The sequence below is a fragment of the Methylobacterium sp. ap11 genome (genome assembly GCF_900110515.1).
Lineage (GTDB): Bacteria > Pseudomonadota > Alphaproteobacteria > Rhizobiales > Beijerinckiaceae > Methylobacterium > Methylobacterium ajmalii.
In genome coordinates this window covers 1-15,211 of record NZ_FOEB01000025.1, presented here as the reverse complement: position 1 = coordinate 15,211, position 15,211 = coordinate 1, and the positions used below count along the sequence as shown (strand labels likewise).

11 protein-coding genes and 1 pseudogene are annotated in these 15,211 nt (G+C 69.1%); 6 read left to right on the top strand and 6 right to left on the bottom strand.

Annotated features, from left to right (window positions below; translation table 11 throughout):
- Positions 1–10: 10 nt before the first annotated feature.
- A complete protein-coding gene (locus tag BMX97_RS26170; protein ID WP_091754122.1) occupies positions 11–886 on the bottom strand; it encodes an ATP-binding protein in 876 nt (291 codons plus the stop codon).
- A 213-nt stretch (positions 887–1,099) separates the two neighbouring features.
- On the opposite strand from BMX97_RS26170, the gene yajC reads away from it, so the two are divergent.
- The 5 genes from yajC (at position 1,100) to BMX97_RS26145 (ending at position 5,436) form a co-directional block, all read left to right on the top strand.
- On the top strand, positions 1,100–1,429 hold the full coding sequence (gene yajC, locus BMX97_RS26165) for a preprotein translocase subunit YajC (RefSeq protein ID WP_048425523.1): 330 nt from the start codon (positions 1,100–1,102) through the stop codon (positions 1,427–1,429).
- A gap of 88 nt (positions 1,430–1,517) precedes the next feature.
- Entirely contained in the window at positions 1,518–3,125 is a 1,608-nt protein-coding gene (secD, locus tag BMX97_RS26160; protein WP_091754121.1) for a protein translocase subunit SecD, read from the top strand.
- 88 nt (positions 3,126–3,213) lie between these two features.
- The gene (gene secF / locus BMX97_RS26155) at positions 3,214–4,158 is read left to right on the top strand and encodes a protein translocase subunit SecF (RefSeq protein WP_091754120.1); all 945 of its coding nucleotides are present in this window, start codon (positions 3,214–3,216) and stop codon (positions 4,156–4,158) included.
- Positions 4,158–4,562 carry an Mth938-like domain-containing protein gene (locus BMX97_RS26150; RefSeq protein ID WP_244538654.1) on the top strand — a complete coding sequence of 135 codons (405 nt, stop codon included), beginning with the start codon at positions 4,158–4,160 and terminating at the stop codon, positions 4,560–4,562. Before secF ends, BMX97_RS26150 begins: the two co-directional genes overlap by 1 nt.
- A gap of 7 nt (positions 4,563–4,569) precedes the next feature.
- A complete protein-coding gene (locus BMX97_RS26145; protein ID WP_091754119.1) occupies positions 4,570–5,436 on the top strand; it encodes a phytoene/squalene synthase family protein in 867 nt (288 codons plus the stop codon).
- Positions 5,437–5,655: 219 nt separating this feature from the next.
- Here the strand turns inward: BMX97_RS26145 and trmFO are convergent, their stop codons facing one another.
- From trmFO to uvrA, 5 genes are all read right to left on the bottom strand, one after another.
- A complete protein-coding gene (trmFO, locus tag BMX97_RS26140; RefSeq protein WP_091754118.1) occupies positions 5,656–7,101 on the bottom strand; it encodes a methylenetetrahydrofolate--tRNA-(uracil(54)-C(5))-methyltransferase (FADH(2)-oxidizing) TrmFO in 1,446 nt (481 codons plus the stop codon).
- Positions 7,102–7,285: 184 nt separating this feature from the next.
- A complete protein-coding gene (locus BMX97_RS26135; protein WP_082173034.1) occupies positions 7,286–7,435 on the bottom strand; it encodes a DUF1127 domain-containing protein in 150 nt (49 codons plus the stop codon).
- A 1,164-nt stretch (positions 7,436–8,599) separates the two neighbouring features.
- Positions 8,600–9,571, bottom strand: coding sequence for a S1C family serine protease (locus BMX97_RS26125; RefSeq protein ID WP_091754117.1), 972 nt, complete (start codon positions 9,569–9,571; stop codon positions 8,600–8,602).
- 214 nt (positions 9,572–9,785) lie between these two features.
- Positions 9,786–10,790 (bottom strand): transporter family protein, encoded by a 1,005-nt coding sequence (locus BMX97_RS26120; protein WP_091754116.1) that lies wholly within the window; start codon positions 10,788–10,790, stop codon positions 9,786–9,788.
- Between the two features lie 365 nt (positions 10,791–11,155).
- Positions 11,156–14,161 (bottom strand): excinuclease ABC subunit UvrA, encoded by a 3,006-nt coding sequence (gene uvrA / locus BMX97_RS26115; RefSeq protein ID WP_091754115.1) that lies wholly within the window; start codon positions 14,159–14,161, stop codon positions 11,156–11,158.
- 751 nt (positions 14,162–14,912) lie between these two features.
- On the opposite strand from uvrA, the pseudogene BMX97_RS26110 reads away from it, so the two are divergent.
- A pseudogene (locus tag BMX97_RS26110) lies at positions 14,913–15,211 on the top strand (IS66 family transposase); the annotation flags it as partial.

The following is a 15,211-nucleotide window of genomic DNA, read 5'->3' as shown; positions in this document are numbered from 1 at the left end:
GGCTATGCCCTCAGTCGAGCCGCTGTCCCAGCCGCCCGGCGAGGTCCTGGATGTACTGGAACGCGGTGCGGCCCGAGCGCGCGCCGCGGGTGGTCGACCATTCGAGCGCCTCGGCCCGCAATTGCTCGGGGGCGACCGTCAGGCCGTGGCGGGCGACGTAGGCGTCAATCATCGCCAGGTACTCGTCCTGGCTGCACTTGTGGAAGCCGAGCCAGAGGCCGAACCGGTCGGACAGCGAGACCTTCTCCTCCACCGCCTCGCCCGGGTTGATCGCGGTGGAGCGCTCGTTCTCCATCATGTCGCGGGCCAGCAGGTGGCGCCGGTTCGACGTGGCGTAGAAGATCACGTTGTCGGGCCGGCCCTCGATGCCGCCGTCGAGCGCCGCCTTCAGGGACTTGTAGGACGTGTCGTCGCCGTCGAACGACAGGTCGTCGCAGAACACCACGAAGCGGTGCGGGTCGGGCCGCAGCCATCCCATCAGGGCGGGCAGGCCCTCGATGTCCTCCCGGTGGATCTCGACGAGCTTGAGCGGCCGCTCCGGCCCGCTCGCGTTGATCTCGGCATGGACCGCCTTGACCAGCGACGACTTGCCCATGCCGCGGGCGCCCCACAGCAGCGCGTTGTTCGCCGGCAGCCCGCGGGCGAAGCGCGCGGTGTTGTCGAACAGGGTGTCGCGCATCCGGTCGATGCCGCGCAGGAGGCCCATCTCGACCCGGTTGACCCGCGGCACCGGCTGCAGCCGCCCCTCGGGCTGCCACACGAAGGCGTCGGCCGCCGCGAAATCGGGGGCGGGAATCGCCGGCGGCGCGGCGCGCTCCAGGGCCGCGGCGATGCGCAGCAGCACGGGCATCAGATCGGAGACGGGGGAGGGGGTCTGATCGGTCATCGCGGAGATGCGGGCTCCTTGCGCGGGGGCGGACGAGCGGGTGGCGCCTCATAATCCCAAGGCACCGCGAACGAAAACCCGGCCGGATCGGCCGGGGACGCCCACCACCCCGCCGTTGCTTTCGGGTCGTCCGTGGCTATAGTCCGCGCGCTTTTGCAAGGCCGGCGGGGACCCGCCCGGCCCGTTTTCGTCTTGTTTCGGGAGACCTCGAGAGTGATCACGCCCGCCTTCGCGCAGGGAGCCGGGGCGACCGGCGGCACGGACATCCTCGTGCAGGTCGTCCCCTTCATCCTGATCTTCGTGATCATGTATTTCCTGATCCTGCGCCCGCAGCAGCGCCGCGCCAAGGACCACCAGGACATGGTCAAGAACGTGCGCCGCGGCGACACGGTGGTGACCACCGGCGGCATCGTCGGCCGGGTCGCCAAGGTGACCGAGGCCCCGGAGATCGAGGTCGAGATCGCCCCGAACGTCCAGGTCAAGGTGGTTCGCACCATGATCGCCGAGGTCCGGGCCAAGGGCGAGCCGGTCAAGGCCGCCTGAGCCCGCGCTGACGCTGGGAGAGGCCCGGACAAAAAGGCGCCGGGCCGCCCTATCTGACCTCCATTCGAGACCGGTTGGGACGCCGCGGATGCTCCGTATTTCCACCACGAAGGCCGTCGCGACGCTCGCCGTGATCCTCGTCGGCCTGATGCTCGCCGTGCCGAGCTTCTTCACGGCCGACCAGCGCAGCGGCTTCATCAAGTCCCTGCCGTCCTGGTTCCCGACCTGGATCGTGCCGACCCGCGCCATCGTGCTCGGCCTCGACCTTCAGGGCGGCTCGCAGATCGTGCTGGAGGTCGACCGCAACGACCTCGGCCGCACCATGGCGCAGGGCCTGCGCGACGACGTGCGCCAGGCGCTGCGCGAGTCCGGCGTCCAGGCCGACGGCGGCATCCAGCTCCAGCCGCGCGGCGTGCAGCTGCGCGTCGGCGATGCCGCCAACCGCGCCAAGGTGATGCCGAAGCTGCAGGCCCTGTCGCAGCCCGTCACCGACGCCACCCTCGGCCAGACCGGCGCCCGCACCCTCGACGTGCGCGAGGAGCCGAACGGCCTGATCCAGCTCACCTACACCGATGCGGGCTTCAACGCCCGGGTGCGCCGGGCGGTGAGCCAGGCCATCGAGGTGATCCGCAAGCGCGTCGATCTCGGCGGCACCACCGAGCCGTCGATCCAGCAGCAGGGCGCCGATCGCATCCTGGTCCAGGTTCCGGGCCTGCAGGACCCGGCGCGCCTGGAGGAGCAGCTCGGCAAGACCGCCAAGCTCGAGTTCCGCCTCCTCGCCGACAGTTCGGCCGGCGACGTCGACATGCTGGTGTCCAAGGATGCCAACGGCCAGAAGGTGCCGGTGGAGCGCCGGGTCATGGCCGACGGCGCCGACCTGACCGACGCCCAGCCGGGCTTCGACCAGAAGTCGAACGAGCCGATCGTCAACTTCAAGTTCAACCTGCGCGGCGCCCAGCGCTTCGGCCAGGCGACGAGCGAGAATGTCGGCCGCGCCATGGCGATCGTCCTCGACAACGAGGTCGTGTCGGCCCCCCGCATCCTGCAGCCGATCACCGGCGGCCAGGGCCAGATCTCCGGCCGCTTCACGGTGCAGCAGGCCAACGACCTCTCGGTGCTGCTGCGCGCCGGCGCCCTACCGGCCAAGCTCACCGTGATCGAGCGCCGGACCGTCGGTCCGGGCCTCGGCCGCGACTCGATCGAGGCCGGCAAGCACGCCACCATCGTGGCGACGATCCTCGTCGTCGTGCTGATGTTCGCGGCCTACGGCGTGTTCGGCCTCTTCGCCAACATCGCGCTCCTCGTCCATGTCGGCCTGATCCTCGGCTTGATGTCGGTGCTGGAAGCCACCATGACCCTGCCGGGTATCGCCGGCATCGTGCTCACCATCGGCACCGCGGTCGATTCCAACGTGCTGATCTACGAGCGCGTCCGCGAGGAGGTGCGGGCCGGCCGGTCGATCCCGTCGGCGCTGCAGGCCGGCTTCGACCGCGCCTTCGCCACCATCGTGGATTCGAACTCCACCATGGCGATCGCCGCGGTGATCCTTTTCTTCATGGGCTCGGGGCCGGTGCGCGGCTTCGCGGTGGTGTTCATCCTCGGCATCATGACCACGGTGATCACCGCCGTGACCCTGACCCGGATGATGATCGCTCTGTGGTACCAGCGCCTGCGGCCCAAGACGCTTCCCATCTGAACATGCCACGGGCGGTCTTCGCGACCGCCCGGACTTGCGCGGCGCTCTGGACGAGGAGCGCGCCGACACACCCATTTCGAGACCGACGATGCGCCTCCTCCGCCTCTGGCCCGACGAATCCCACTTCGACTTCATGCGCCTGCGGCGCCTCAGCTTCCCGCTCTCGGCCTTCATCTCGGTCGCCACGGTGGTGCTGTTCCTGCAGATCGGGCTCAATTTCGGCATCGACTTCAAGGGCGGCACCCTGGTCGAGCTGCGGCCCAAGGCCGGCGTCACCTCCGACGTCGGCGCGGTGCGCCACACCGCCAACGATTTCGGCTTCGGCGAGACCGAGGTGCAGGAGCTCGGCCAGGGCTCGATCTCGGTCCGCTTCCCGCTCCAGGCCGGCGGCGAGACCGGCCAGACCCTGGTGATGCAGAAGGCCCACGCCGCCTTCGACAAGGACTACGCCTTCGACCGCGTCGAGACCGTCGGCCCCCGCGTCTCGGGCGAGCTGGTGCAATCCGGCACGATCGGCGTCGTGCTCTCGGTCGTGGCGGTGCTGCTCTACCTGTGGTTCCGGTTCGAGCGCGAACTGGCGCTCGGCGCCATCGTCGGCACCCTGCACGACATCGTCATCACGGTCGGGTTGTTCGTCATCACCCGGATCGAGTTCAACATGACCTCGATCGCCGCGATTCTGACGATCGTCGGGTACTCGCTCAACGAGACGGTGGTGGTGTTCGACCGCACCCGCGAGCTGATGCGGCGCTACAAGACCATGCCGACCGAGGAGCTGCTCAACCTCTCGATCAACTCCACCATGTCGCGCACCGTGATGACCGCGATGTCGACCGCCCTGTCGCTGCTCGCGCTGGTGCTGTTCGGCGGCGAGGCGATCAAGGGCTTCTCGGTGGTGATGCTGGCCGGCGTGGTGATCTGCACCTACTCGGCGATCTTCGTCTCGACCCCGTTCCTGATCTATATCGGGCTCCAGGCCGGCGGCCGCTCGCAGGCGCGCGACACGTCCAGCCTGAAGCAGGCGGCCGAGTAGTGGCGGGCGAGGGCGCCTCCGGGTCCGGGCGGCTGCATGACGGCTTCGTCCCGGGCCGCTACCCGATCGACGCCTATGGCGGCGGCGGCTTCCGCTTCGCCGACATGTCGCATCGCGGCTCGATCCTGGCGCTGCCCTCCGGCGTCCGGGCCTGGGACGTGACCGACCCGGCCGAAATCACACCGGAGAGCCTGGCCCCCCTCCTCGCCGAGGCCGGCGAGGCCAACCTCCTGCTGCTGGGCACCGGGGCCGAGATCGTGTTCGTGCCCGATTCCCTGCGCCGGCACCTGAAGCAGGCCGGGATCGGCCTCGACGTGATGCAGACCGGCGCGGCGGCGCGGACCTACAACATCCTGATGGCCGAGAACCGCAAGGTTGCGGCCGCCCTGATCGCGGTACCCTGAGACCATCATGAGCGAGGCCGAGCCCCGGGATCCGGCCTGGGCCTACGCCCATTGCGAGGCGCTGGTCCGCGAGGGCGATCCCGACCGCTGGTACGCCAGCCTCTATGCGCCGGCCGAGAAGCGCCCGCACCTCCATGCGCTCGCCGCCTTCAGCCTGGAGGTGGCGCGGGTGCGCGAAGCGGTGTCGAGCCCGATGCCGGGGGAATTGCGGCTGCAATGGTGGCGCGACGCGCTCCAGGGCGAGGCGCGGGGCGATGTCCGCGCCCACCCGGTCGCCGCCGCCCTCGACGATACGCTCGTCAAGGCGCGCCTGCCGCGCCAGCCCCTGGTCGATCTCGTCGATGCCCGGGTCTTCGATCTCTACGACGATCCGATGCCCTCCACGAACGACCTCGAGGGCTATTGCGGCGAGACCGCCTCCTGCCTGATCCGCCTCGGCAGCCTGATCCTGGCGGACGGCTCGGAGCCCGGGGGCGCCGCCGCCGCGGGCCATGCCGGCGTCGCCTACGCGGTGACCGGGCTGTTGCGGGCGCTGCCCTGGCACGCGCGCAGCGGCCAGGTCTACCTGCCGGCCGACGTGCTGGCCGCCCACGGCGTCACCCGCGAGGACATCGTGGCAGGCCGCGGCGGCCCGGGCCTCGCCGGCGCCTGCGCCGACCTGCGGGCGCTCGCCCGCCGCCATCTCGCCGCCTACGCGGCCGAGCGCCAGACGATCGCCCCCGTCGCCGCCCCCGCCTTCCTGCCGGTCGCGATGGTCGAGACCTACCTCGGGGCGATGGAGCGGCCCGGCTACGACCCGCTCGCGACCGTGATCGAGGTGCCGAACTGGCGCCGGATCTGGCGGCTGTGGTGGGCGGCGCGATCCGTGCGATAGCGCCCGCGGCAGTTTCTGTCCCTCATCATGGATTGTTCTACCCCCGACCTCATCCTGAGGTGCGAGTGAAACGAGCCTCGAAGGAGGGCTCCAGAACTCTCTGTGTTGTCTGGAGCCCTCCTTCGAGGCCTCCGCTTCGCTCCGGGCACCTCAGGATGAGGTTGCGAGTGGAACGGGAGATGCGGAGGAAATCTTGCGAGTTCCTCTGAGGCTCGTTGCCTACTCCGCCGCCTCGGCCGGCAGCGGCTCCGGCGCCTCGCCGAGCCATTCGCCGAGCGCCGCCCGGGCGCGGTCGGTCATCGCCCGCTTCTTAGCCTGGGCCTTCTCGGGGCCGCGCAGGCGCTTGCCGTCCGGGGCCTTCGGGGCCCGGTCGAGCGGCGGGAAGAGACCGAAATTGACGTTCATCGGCTGGAACGAGCGCGGCTTGCCGGCCTCCTCGGCGGCGGTCGCGTCGTCGGAGATGTGCCCGCCGGTGATGTGGCCGATCAGCGCCCCGAGCGCCGTCGTGACCGGCAGTGGCTCGAGCGAGCGCCCCGCCCGCTCGGCGGCGGCGAAGCGGCCGGCCATCAGGCCAATCGCCGCGCTCTCGACGTATCCCTCGCAGCCGGTGATCTGGCCGGCGAAGCGCAGGCGCGGCTCGGCCTTCAGCCGCAGGGTCGCGTCGAGGAGGCGCGGGCTGTCGAGGTAGGTGTTGCGGTGCAGGCCGCCGAGGCGGGCGAACTCGGCATTCTCCAGGCCGGGAATCGTGCGGAAGACCCGGACCTGCTCGGCATGGCGCAGCTTCGTCTGGAAGCCGACCATGTTGTAGAGCGTGCCGAGCGCGTTGTCCTGGCGCAGCTGGACGATCGCGTAGGCCTTGACCGTCGGGTTGTGCGGGTTGGTCAGGCCGACGGGCTTCATCGGGCCGTGGCGCAGGGTCTCGGCCCCGCGCTCGGCCATCACCTCGATCGGCAGGCAGCCGTCGAAATAGGGGGTAGAGGCCTCCCACTCCTTGAACGAGGTCTTCTCGCCGTCGACGAGGGCCTGGATGAAGGCGGCGTATTGCTCGCGGTCGAGCGGGCAGTTGATGTAATCGGCGCCGGTGCCGCCCGGTCCCGCCTTGTCGTAGCGGGACTGGAACCACGCCTTGCCCATGTCGATCGAGTCGCGGTGCACGATCGGCGCGATGGCGTCGAAGAAGGCGAGGGACTCCGCGCCGGTGAGCCCGCGGATGCCCTCGGCGAGGCCGGGCGCGGTGAGCGGGCCGGTCGCCACGATCACGCTGTCCCAGGAGGCCGGCGGCAGCCCGTCGATCTCCTCGCGGGCGATCGTGACGTTCGGGTGCGCCTCCAGCGCCGCCGTGACCGCGCGGCTGAAGCCCTCGCGGTCGACGGCGAGCGCGCCGCCGGCCGGCACCTGGTGGGCGTCGCCGCAGCGCATGATCAGCGAGCCGAGGCGGCGCATCTCCTGATGCAGCAGCCCGACGGCGTTGAGCGACGCGTCGTCGGAGCGGAAGGAGTTGGAGCAGACCAGCTCGGCGAGGCCGTCGGTCTGGTGCGCCTCGGTGCCGCGCAGGGGCCGCATCTCGTGCAGCACCACGGGCAGGCCGGCTTCGGCGATCTGCCAGGCGGCTTCCGAGCCGGCGAGGCCGCCGCCGACGACGTGAATGGGAAGGGATCCGGACATGACGCGGCATATCGGATCGGGCGCCACGGACGCAACACCGCCGATGCGCGGCGAATGGCGGGGCCCGGACAAGCGAACGCCCGCCGGAAGGGGCGGGCGCGCGAGACGATGGTGAGCCGGATGGCTTCGATCGACTTGGGGTACTCGGGTACGCGGTAGCTTAACGGTACGCGTGACGGTGAGCTCAGGCGACCGAGCGGGCGATGCCCTGGATCTCGAAGCGGCTGATGCCGAGATCGTCGAGCTCGCGGTCGGACAGACGCGACAGCTCGTGAACGGTCTCGCGGTAGCGGAGGTAGGAGCGGATCTTGCTGAGGATGAGGGAGACGAACATCGGTTTTGACCTCTGAGCAGGCATCCGGTGCGAACCGTTTCGGCACCGACCGCCTGCTTCTGTTGCAATGCACCATATGGGAGTTGGCTGGCGGGGTGTGAGACGGGACCGCGTAAGCCAGCCATGCACGATTCACATGCAGCGGTCAGGGAATCGTCAACAATCCCCGGTGCTCGCCGATTTGGCAGCACTCTGGCGCATGAAGCGCAATCCGCATGGGGATTTAGGCACTATGCTGCAGGGGCCCCGAGGGGGCGGGCTGACGCTGGGATCGGGGCGCCGCGGGATCGTACGGGCGTGCGTTCCAGGCAGTCGCTGGCGACATGGTGTGCAGTGCAATGTCGGCGCGTCGCAGTGCCGATGTTTTGGGCATTCCGGGGCCCGTGCCGCGCGGCCCCGGCTCCTCAGCGGGTCGCTCGCTCGGCGGTCGCGACGCGCGTCGACAGGTCGGCCGGTACGGGAACGTCGGCGAACCTGCGAGACGGTCGAGGAGGCGATAGCCGAGATCGGAGCCGCGCACCGCCAGCAGGATCGCGAGGCCGGCGACGAGGTGACCCGCCACGACGTCCATCACGTAGTGCCCGCCGCAGCCGACGGTGGCGATGGACATGATCCCGTCGAGGGCGAGGGCGGGCAGGCGCAGGGACCGGAAGCCCCAGAACGACCATGCCGACAGGACCGCCGAGGCGGCATGGAAGCTCGGAAAGGAGATGATCCCGAGTTCGGGCCGGCCCGAGAGATCGCGCAGCGCCCCCGACCGCAGCGCGTCGTAGGCCGCGACGTCCGTCGCGCCGTGGGGCCATGACGGCGTGCCGCGCCAGGCCGGATCGAGGAAGGCGACGATGCCGCGCGTCGGCGCCGCAATGCTGAGGATCGACGTGAGGAAGATCGCGATGGCGAAGGCGGCGAGATAGCGGTCGAGCGCGCGATACCGACCGGAGGCGGCGTAGATTTTCGATCGCCCTGGAGGGCAGGCCGCGCCGGCCTCGGTGCCGATGGAGCGCGCGGGAAGGCGGACCGCGCAGGCGCGATCCCGCGGCCGCCGACGTCGGTCGGGGAGGGAGCCGCCTTCGGACCATCCTGCCGCTCCGGGCGCCGCTTGGGGACCGGCCGCGCGCGGCGCCCAAAGACCGGCCCGGAGGCTCGAGCCGGCGCCGCCGCGCTTCAGTGCAGCCGCGGTGCGACCAGGAAGGTCGCGCGGTCGGCCGAGACGACCGGGATGCTGAGCGTGCGGCCGTCGCGGTGCACGGTCAGCGGCACGGTGATGCCGGCCGGGCCCAGCGCCCAGACGGCGCGCAGGAAGCCCGCGAGGTCGCCGACCTCCTCCTGTCCCACCGCCATCAGGATGTCGCCGGCGCGCAGGTCGGCGACCTCGGCGGGTGCCCGGGGCGACAGGCCCATCACCACGACCTGGTCGTCGATCTCGGTGGCGTAGAGGCCGAGCCAGGGCCGGGGCGGGCCAGAGACCCGCCCGAGGGTCGTCAGGTCGGCCAGGATCGGCTTCAGGAGGTCGATCGGCACCGACATGTTGATCGGGCGCCCGTCGCGGCCGCTCTGCTGCAGCTGCAGCGAGCCGATGCCGGTGAGCTCGCCGGCCGGGCCGATCAGCGCCGCCCCGCCCCAATGCGGGTGGGCGGGCGAGGTGAAGATCGCGTCGTCGAGGAGGTACTCCCAGTAGCCGGCGAATTCCTGCACCGCGACCACCTCCGCGGCCACGGAGCGGGAACGGCCGCCGGCTCCGGCCATCACCAGCTTGTCGCCGACGCGCAGGGCGGCAGCGCTGCCGATCGGCAGGTGCGGCAGGTCGAGCGACCCCAGGGCCTGCACCAGGCCCAGGCCCGTGGCGGCGTCGTAGCCAACGACGTGGCCGGGGAGGGTGCGCCCGTCATGGGCGGTGAGCCAGACGGTGTCGGCCTCGGTGATCAGGTAGCCGATGGTGAGCACCAGGCCGTCCTCGCCGATGACGACGCCGTTGCCGGCCCGCTCTGTGCCGAGGATCTCGGCCGTGTAGGCGCCGTCCGGCACCCGCGAGGACAGGGCGACGATCGCCGTCAGGGTCTGGTCGAGGTCGTACGAGTAGGCCGCCGGGCGGGGCTGCGCCGAGGAGGGGATCTTCCAGTCGCCGGGCGCCGCCATCATGGTCTCCTGCCGGGGCTCGGCGCCCCGCGCGTCACATCTCGAAGGGCGTCGGGGCTCCGACGGCCCCGTCCGCACGCTTCACGTTATAGGTCGCGGGGTCCCGGCCCGACAGGCGCCCGCAACGCAGAACGCCCGGCTCGCGACGAGCCGGGCGCCGGACGGGCCTCGCCGCGGCGAGGCCCGGGGATCGCGTGCGCGATCGGTTCGTCGATCAGTACTTGCGGATGAGCGGCACCGGCGCCGGCTCGGGCGCGGCCGCCACGGTGTAGAGCGGGGCGACGACGCGGAACCAGCCCTCGGTCGAGTAGGCCTCGCGGTTCGTCGCCAGGCCGGTGACCGGCGAGATCTGGCGCGCCGAGGTGGCGACGTCGCGGGCGACCCAGGCCTGGACCGTGAACTTGCCGAAATCGTAGCCGACGAGGCCGCCGAGGGCGAAGCGGCCGCCGCCGCCGCCCACCACCGTGCCGCAGGTGGCGAAGTTGCCGTTGCACGGCGCGCCGAAGGCGAGCTGGCTGCGGTTCGGCAGGTTGGCGGTGCCGTAGCCGATGGCGCCGATCTCGAACTTGCCGAACTTCTTGGTCGCGGTCAGGTCGAGGTTGAGGGCGTCGGTGGGGAACTGGCTGCCGTAGAAGCCCGGGATGCCGTTGCGGCCGCCGAAGCGGGCCGGCGTGTCGTAGAAGTTGTAGGTCAGGTTGGCGGTGACGTTCCAGCCGTCGCCGGTGTAGCTGATGGCGAAGCCCTGGCGGTAGGTGTTCGAGGCCAGGATCGGCAGGCCGCCGCCGCGGCCGGCATTCAGCTCGTTGAGATAGACACCGGACAGGTAGCTGACGCCGATGTTGTTGCCGAGATCCCAGGCGAAGATGCCGCCGACGAAGGTGCCGACGTTGATGCTGGTATCGCGGCCACCCGGAGCGCGGGAGAAGGTGAACACGGTCGGCGGGGCGACCACGGCTTCGACGCGGGCGCCGAGGATCTTCCACGGGGTCGACCAGACCAGGACCGGGACGTTGACCGCGGTGTCGGTGGAGGTGAGGTTCGGGCCGTCCGGGCTGCGATAGGTGAACGTGTTGATCGCGTAGACGCCCTCGGGCAGCGGCGCGCCGATCGCCAGGCCGACCTGCTCGCCGGGCACCGTCGTCGTCTGCGCGTAGGATGCCGTCGCCGACATGCCGAGGGACAGGGCAGCCGCCCCCGCGGCGAGCCAATGCTTGACCATGAGATTTCCTTCCCAGCTACTCTCGGGAAGGGACCGCCGCTCATGCATCGACGTCGCGCGCTATGCAATGCGCACGTGAATCGACACCTCGCTCCGTGCGGCCCCCGCCGTGTTGCGCAGTCTGAACGGGATAATCTTCCAACAGCCACGGTCCGAACGCCAGCCCTTTGCCCAGGCGGGTCGCAGAGGTTGCCCAGCCGTTGCGCAAATGACGCATTTCCGACACAGACGGTGAAGGCTGCACCGCATGATTACTGCGGCATATTTTCGGCGAAAACACCTGCTTGCTGCGCCGCACACGCCGCTTCGCGGCCTCTGCGGCGCAGTTTCATGGGTGTTTTGCCGGAGAGCGACCCGCCGGACGACTACTCGGCGGCCTGTTTGCCGGACGCCTTCCGGGTGGCCCGCTTGCCGGGAGCGGCCTTGTCGGCGGCGGCTTTGCGCGGCGACGCCGCCGGGCGGCGGGCCAGGACCTCGCGCAGGAAGCGGCCCGTATGGCTCGCCGCCGATTCGGCGATGGCCTCGGGGGTCCCTTCCGCCACGATGGTGCCGCCGCCGTCGCCGCCCTCGGGTCCCATGTCGATCACCCAGTCGGCGGTCTTGATGACCTCGAGGTTGTGCTCGATGACGACGACGCTGTTGCCCTGGTCGACCAGCTCGTGGAGCACCTCCATCAGCTTGGCGACGTCGTGGAAGTGCAGGCCGGTGGTCGGCTCGTCGAGGATGTAAAGGGTGCGGCCGGTGGCGCGCTTCGACAGCTCCTTCGACAGCTTCACCCGCTGCGCCTCGCCGCCCGAGAGCGTGGTCGCCTGCTGGCCGACCCGGACGTAGCCGAGGCCGACCCGGGCCAGGGTCTCGAGCTTCTCGCGGATCGCCGGCACCGCCTTGAACAGCTCGGCCGCCTCCTCGACCGTCATGTCGAGCACGTCGGCGATCGAGCGCTCGCGGTACTTCACCTCCAGGGTCTCGCGGTCGTAGCGCTTGCCCTTGCAGACGTCGCAGGTGACGTAGACGTCGGGCAGGAAGTGCATCTCGATCTTGATGACGCCGTCGCCCGAGCAGGCCTCGCAGCGCCCGCCCTTGACGTTGAACGAGAACCGGCCGGGCTGGTAGCCCCGCGCCTTGGCCTCCGGCAGGCCGGCGAACCAGTCGCGGATCGGCGTGAAGGCGCCGATATAGGTGGCGGGGTTCGAGCGCGGGGTCCGGCCGATCGGCGACTGGTCGATGTCGATGACCTTGTCGAGATGCTCCAGTCCCTCGATCCGGTCGTGCGGCGCCGGGTGCTCCATGGCGCCGTTCAGCTTGCGCGCCACCGCCTTGTAGAGCGTGTCGACGACGAGCGTCGACTTGCCGCCGCCCGACACACCGGTGATGCACGTGAAGGTGCCGAGCGGGATTTCCGCCGTCACGTCCTTCAGGTTGTTGCCCCGCGCCCCGACGAGGCGCAGCATCTGGGGCTCGGGCTGGCCGGCCTTGGCGGCCGGATTCCGCTTGGCCTTGCGCCGCATCTTCGGCACCCGCACCGACAGGGCACCGGTGAGGTACCTCGCCGTCAGCGAGTTCGGGTCGGCGAGCAGCTCGGCCGGCGTGCCCTGCGCCACGATCTGCCCGCCATGGATGCCCGCGCCGGGGCCTACATCGACGACGTAGTCGGCCTGCAGGATCGCGTCCTCGTCGTGCTCGACCACGATCACCGAGTTGCCGAGGTCGCGCAGGCGCTTCAACGTCCCGAGCAGCCGCTCGTTGTCGCGCTGGTGCAGGCCGATCGAGGGCTCGTCGAGGACGTAGAGGACGCCGGTCAGCCCCGAGCCGATCTGCGAGGCGAGCCGGATGCGCTGGCTCTCGCCGCCCGACAGCGAGCCCGAACCGCGGGCGAGCGTCAGGTATTCGAGCCCGACATCGACCAGGAAGGTCAGCCGGTCGCGGATCTCCTTCAGGATGCGGGCCGCGATCTCGTTGTGCTTCGCGCTCAGGTGCTCGGGCAATTCGCCGAACCAGCGATGGGCGTCCCGCACCGACAGCACCGTGGCGTCGCCGATGTCGGAGCCGGCGATCTTCACCGCCAGGGCCTCGGGCTTCAGGCGCTTGCCGCCGCAGGCCGAGCACGGCGTCTCGGCCATGAACCGGCCGATGTCCTCCCGCGCCGCGTCGCTGTCGGTCTCCTTGTAGCGCCGTTCCAGGTTCGGGATCACGCCCTCGAACGGCTTCGAGACCTCGTAGGCGCGAAGCCCGTCGTTGTAGGCGAAGCGCACCTCGTCGCCGTCCGAGCCGTAGAGCACGACCTGTCGGGCGGCCGCGGTGAGCTTCGACCACGGCGTGTCGGTGCGGAAGCGGTAATGGCGTGCCAGGGCTTCCAGGGTCTGGCCGTAATAGGGCGAGGTCGATTTCGCCCAGGGCGCGACGGCGCCGCGCGACAGGCTCAGGGCCTCGTCGGCGATGACCAGCGTCGGGTCGATCCGCATCTCGTGGCCGATGCCGCCGCAGGTCGGACAGGCGCCGAAGGGATTGTTGAACGAGAACAGTCGCGGCTCGATCTCCGGGATCGTGAAGCCGGAGACAGGGCAGGCGAAGCGCGACGAGAAGGTGATCGGCTCGGGGACCGAGCCGTCCTCGGGCGTATCCGCGAACGACACGACCGCGATGCCGTCGGCGAGCTCGAGCGCGGTCTCGAACGAATCGGCGAGCCGCGAGGCCATGTCGGCCCGCACCACGATCCGGTCGACCACCACGTCGATGTCGTGCTTGAGCTTCTTGTCGAGCTTCGGCACGTCGTCGATGGCGTAGTACTCGCCGTCGATGCGCAGCCGCTGGAAGCCCTTCTTCTGGAACTCGGCGATCTCCTTGCGGTACTCGCCCTTGCGGCCGCGCACCACCGGGGCCAGCAGGTAGAGCCGGGTCTTCTCGGGCAGGGCCAGCACCCGGTCGACCATCTGGCTGACGGTCTGGCTCTCGATCGGCAGGCCGGTGGCCGGGGAGTACGGGATGCCGACCCGCGCCCACAGGAGGCGCATGTAGTCGTAGATCTCCGTGACGGTGCCGACCGTCGAGCGCGGGTTCTTGGAGGTGGTCTTCTGCTCGATCGAGATCGCCGGCGACAGCCCGTCGATCTGGTCGACGTCGGGCTTCGACATCATCTCGAGGAACTGGCGCGCATAGGCCGAGAGCGATTCGACGTAGCGGCGCTGCCCCTCGGCATAGATGGTGTCGAAGGCGAGCGACGACTTGCCCGAGCCCGACAGGCCGGTGAACACCACCAGCCTGTCGCGGGGGATCGTCAGGTCGACGTTCTTGAGGTTGTGCTCGCGGGCGCCCCTCACCGAGATCACGCGGGTCTCCGCGGAACGGTCGAAGAGCTTGTCGAGAGAGGCCATGCGGGAAGGCTCCGGGCCGCCAGCGACGGGGCGCGGCCAGGCTTGATGGGACCGGGGACCGGCCGGGAGCCCGCGGGGACGAGAACCCTGTCGACCGTGATGGTGACCAGATGGGGCGCCGGGGCTTCTGGGCCAAGGCTTACACGGCTTATGCCGCTCACTCGTGCAGGGGTAGAACAAAAAGTGTACAAACGCAACTGATTTCCTTCATAAATCTTAATCTGCAAAAAACCAGTCGTGAATTTTGCCGATTCATATAACTAAATAATAAAATCTTGCTTTTTTTATATTTATATTTATATTTGCAAATTATCAAACTATAAAAGCGATATAAAACAAAATTAAATACTTAGTTGTATTTATGGCTTTGTCTTCGTAGAAATCTGTTGACACTTAATATAATAGCTTGTGATATCTTATAAAATTGCCTCTAAATTTGATCTCTGCGCAATCAAAAATCATTGATAAATTGAGCGAATCTTCCATCATTTTATATGCAACTCATGCATTAGGGCTGGTTCTAGCTTGCCGAGAAAATATTCTGGGCGTCAATAAAACTGAAAATCAAACGAGAATAACAAATTTCAAATCTACGTTCGAGGCAACAACTACGCTACGCACAAATCTAGGCGTAAGATTTTCGTAATTACTCAGGGGTGCGCTCGGTCGCGGCGTGACGCCGGCGAGGAGCCGATGGCGTGCACTCGCAGCGCCTCTTGCCGAGAGCTGATTTCGCTGATTCTCTCGTGAGATGAGCCGCAGCGATCTTGAGCGTTTGAGCAAGCAGGAGCTGATCGAGCCGGTGCTGCGGCTGCAGCGGCCGGACAAGACCTCGCGCACCTCCTCCAAGCCGGCCTCGACCGATCGCAAGGAGCGGCGCGAGCAGGCCGAGCCGGGCGGCGCCAAACCCGGTCACGAGGGGCACAGCCGCACGCTCAGCCCCGATCCCGACGAGGTCGTGGCCCACCGCCGGGGTCAGTGCCCCTGCTGCGGCGGCACCCTGGCGGCGGATCTGCCGGCCGAGATCGTCCGCGTGTGTGAGCAGGTCGA

Coding starts and splice junctions, on each gene's coding strand:
- trmFO (WP_091754118.1), bottom strand. CDS start 7,101: ATGTCCGGATCCCTTCCCATTCACGTCGTCGGCGGCGGCCTCGCCGGC.
- BMX97_RS26120 (WP_091754116.1), bottom strand. CDS start 10,790: ATGGTCAAGCATTGGCTCGCCGCGGGGGCGGCTGCCCTGTCCCTCGGC.
- uvrA (WP_091754115.1), bottom strand. CDS start 14,161: ATGGCCTCTCTCGACAAGCTCTTCGACCGTTCCGCGGAGACCCGCGTG.
- secF (WP_091754120.1), top strand. CDS start 3,214: ATGCGCCTCCTCCGCCTCTGGCCCGACGAATCCCACTTCGACTTCATG.
- BMX97_RS26170 (WP_091754122.1), bottom strand. CDS start 886: ATGACCGATCAGACCCCCTCCCCCGTCTCCGATCTGATGCCCGTGCTG.
- secD (WP_091754121.1), top strand. CDS start 1,518: ATGCTCCGTATTTCCACCACGAAGGCCGTCGCGACGCTCGCCGTGATC.
- BMX97_RS26145 (WP_091754119.1), top strand. CDS start 4,570: ATGAGCGAGGCCGAGCCCCGGGATCCGGCCTGGGCCTACGCCCATTGC.
- BMX97_RS26135 (WP_082173034.1), bottom strand. CDS start 7,435: ATGTTCGTCTCCCTCATCCTCAGCAAGATCCGCTCCTACCTCCGCTAC.
- BMX97_RS26125 (WP_091754117.1), bottom strand. CDS start 9,571: ATGGCGGCGCCCGGCGACTGGAAGATCCCCTCCTCGGCGCAGCCCCGC.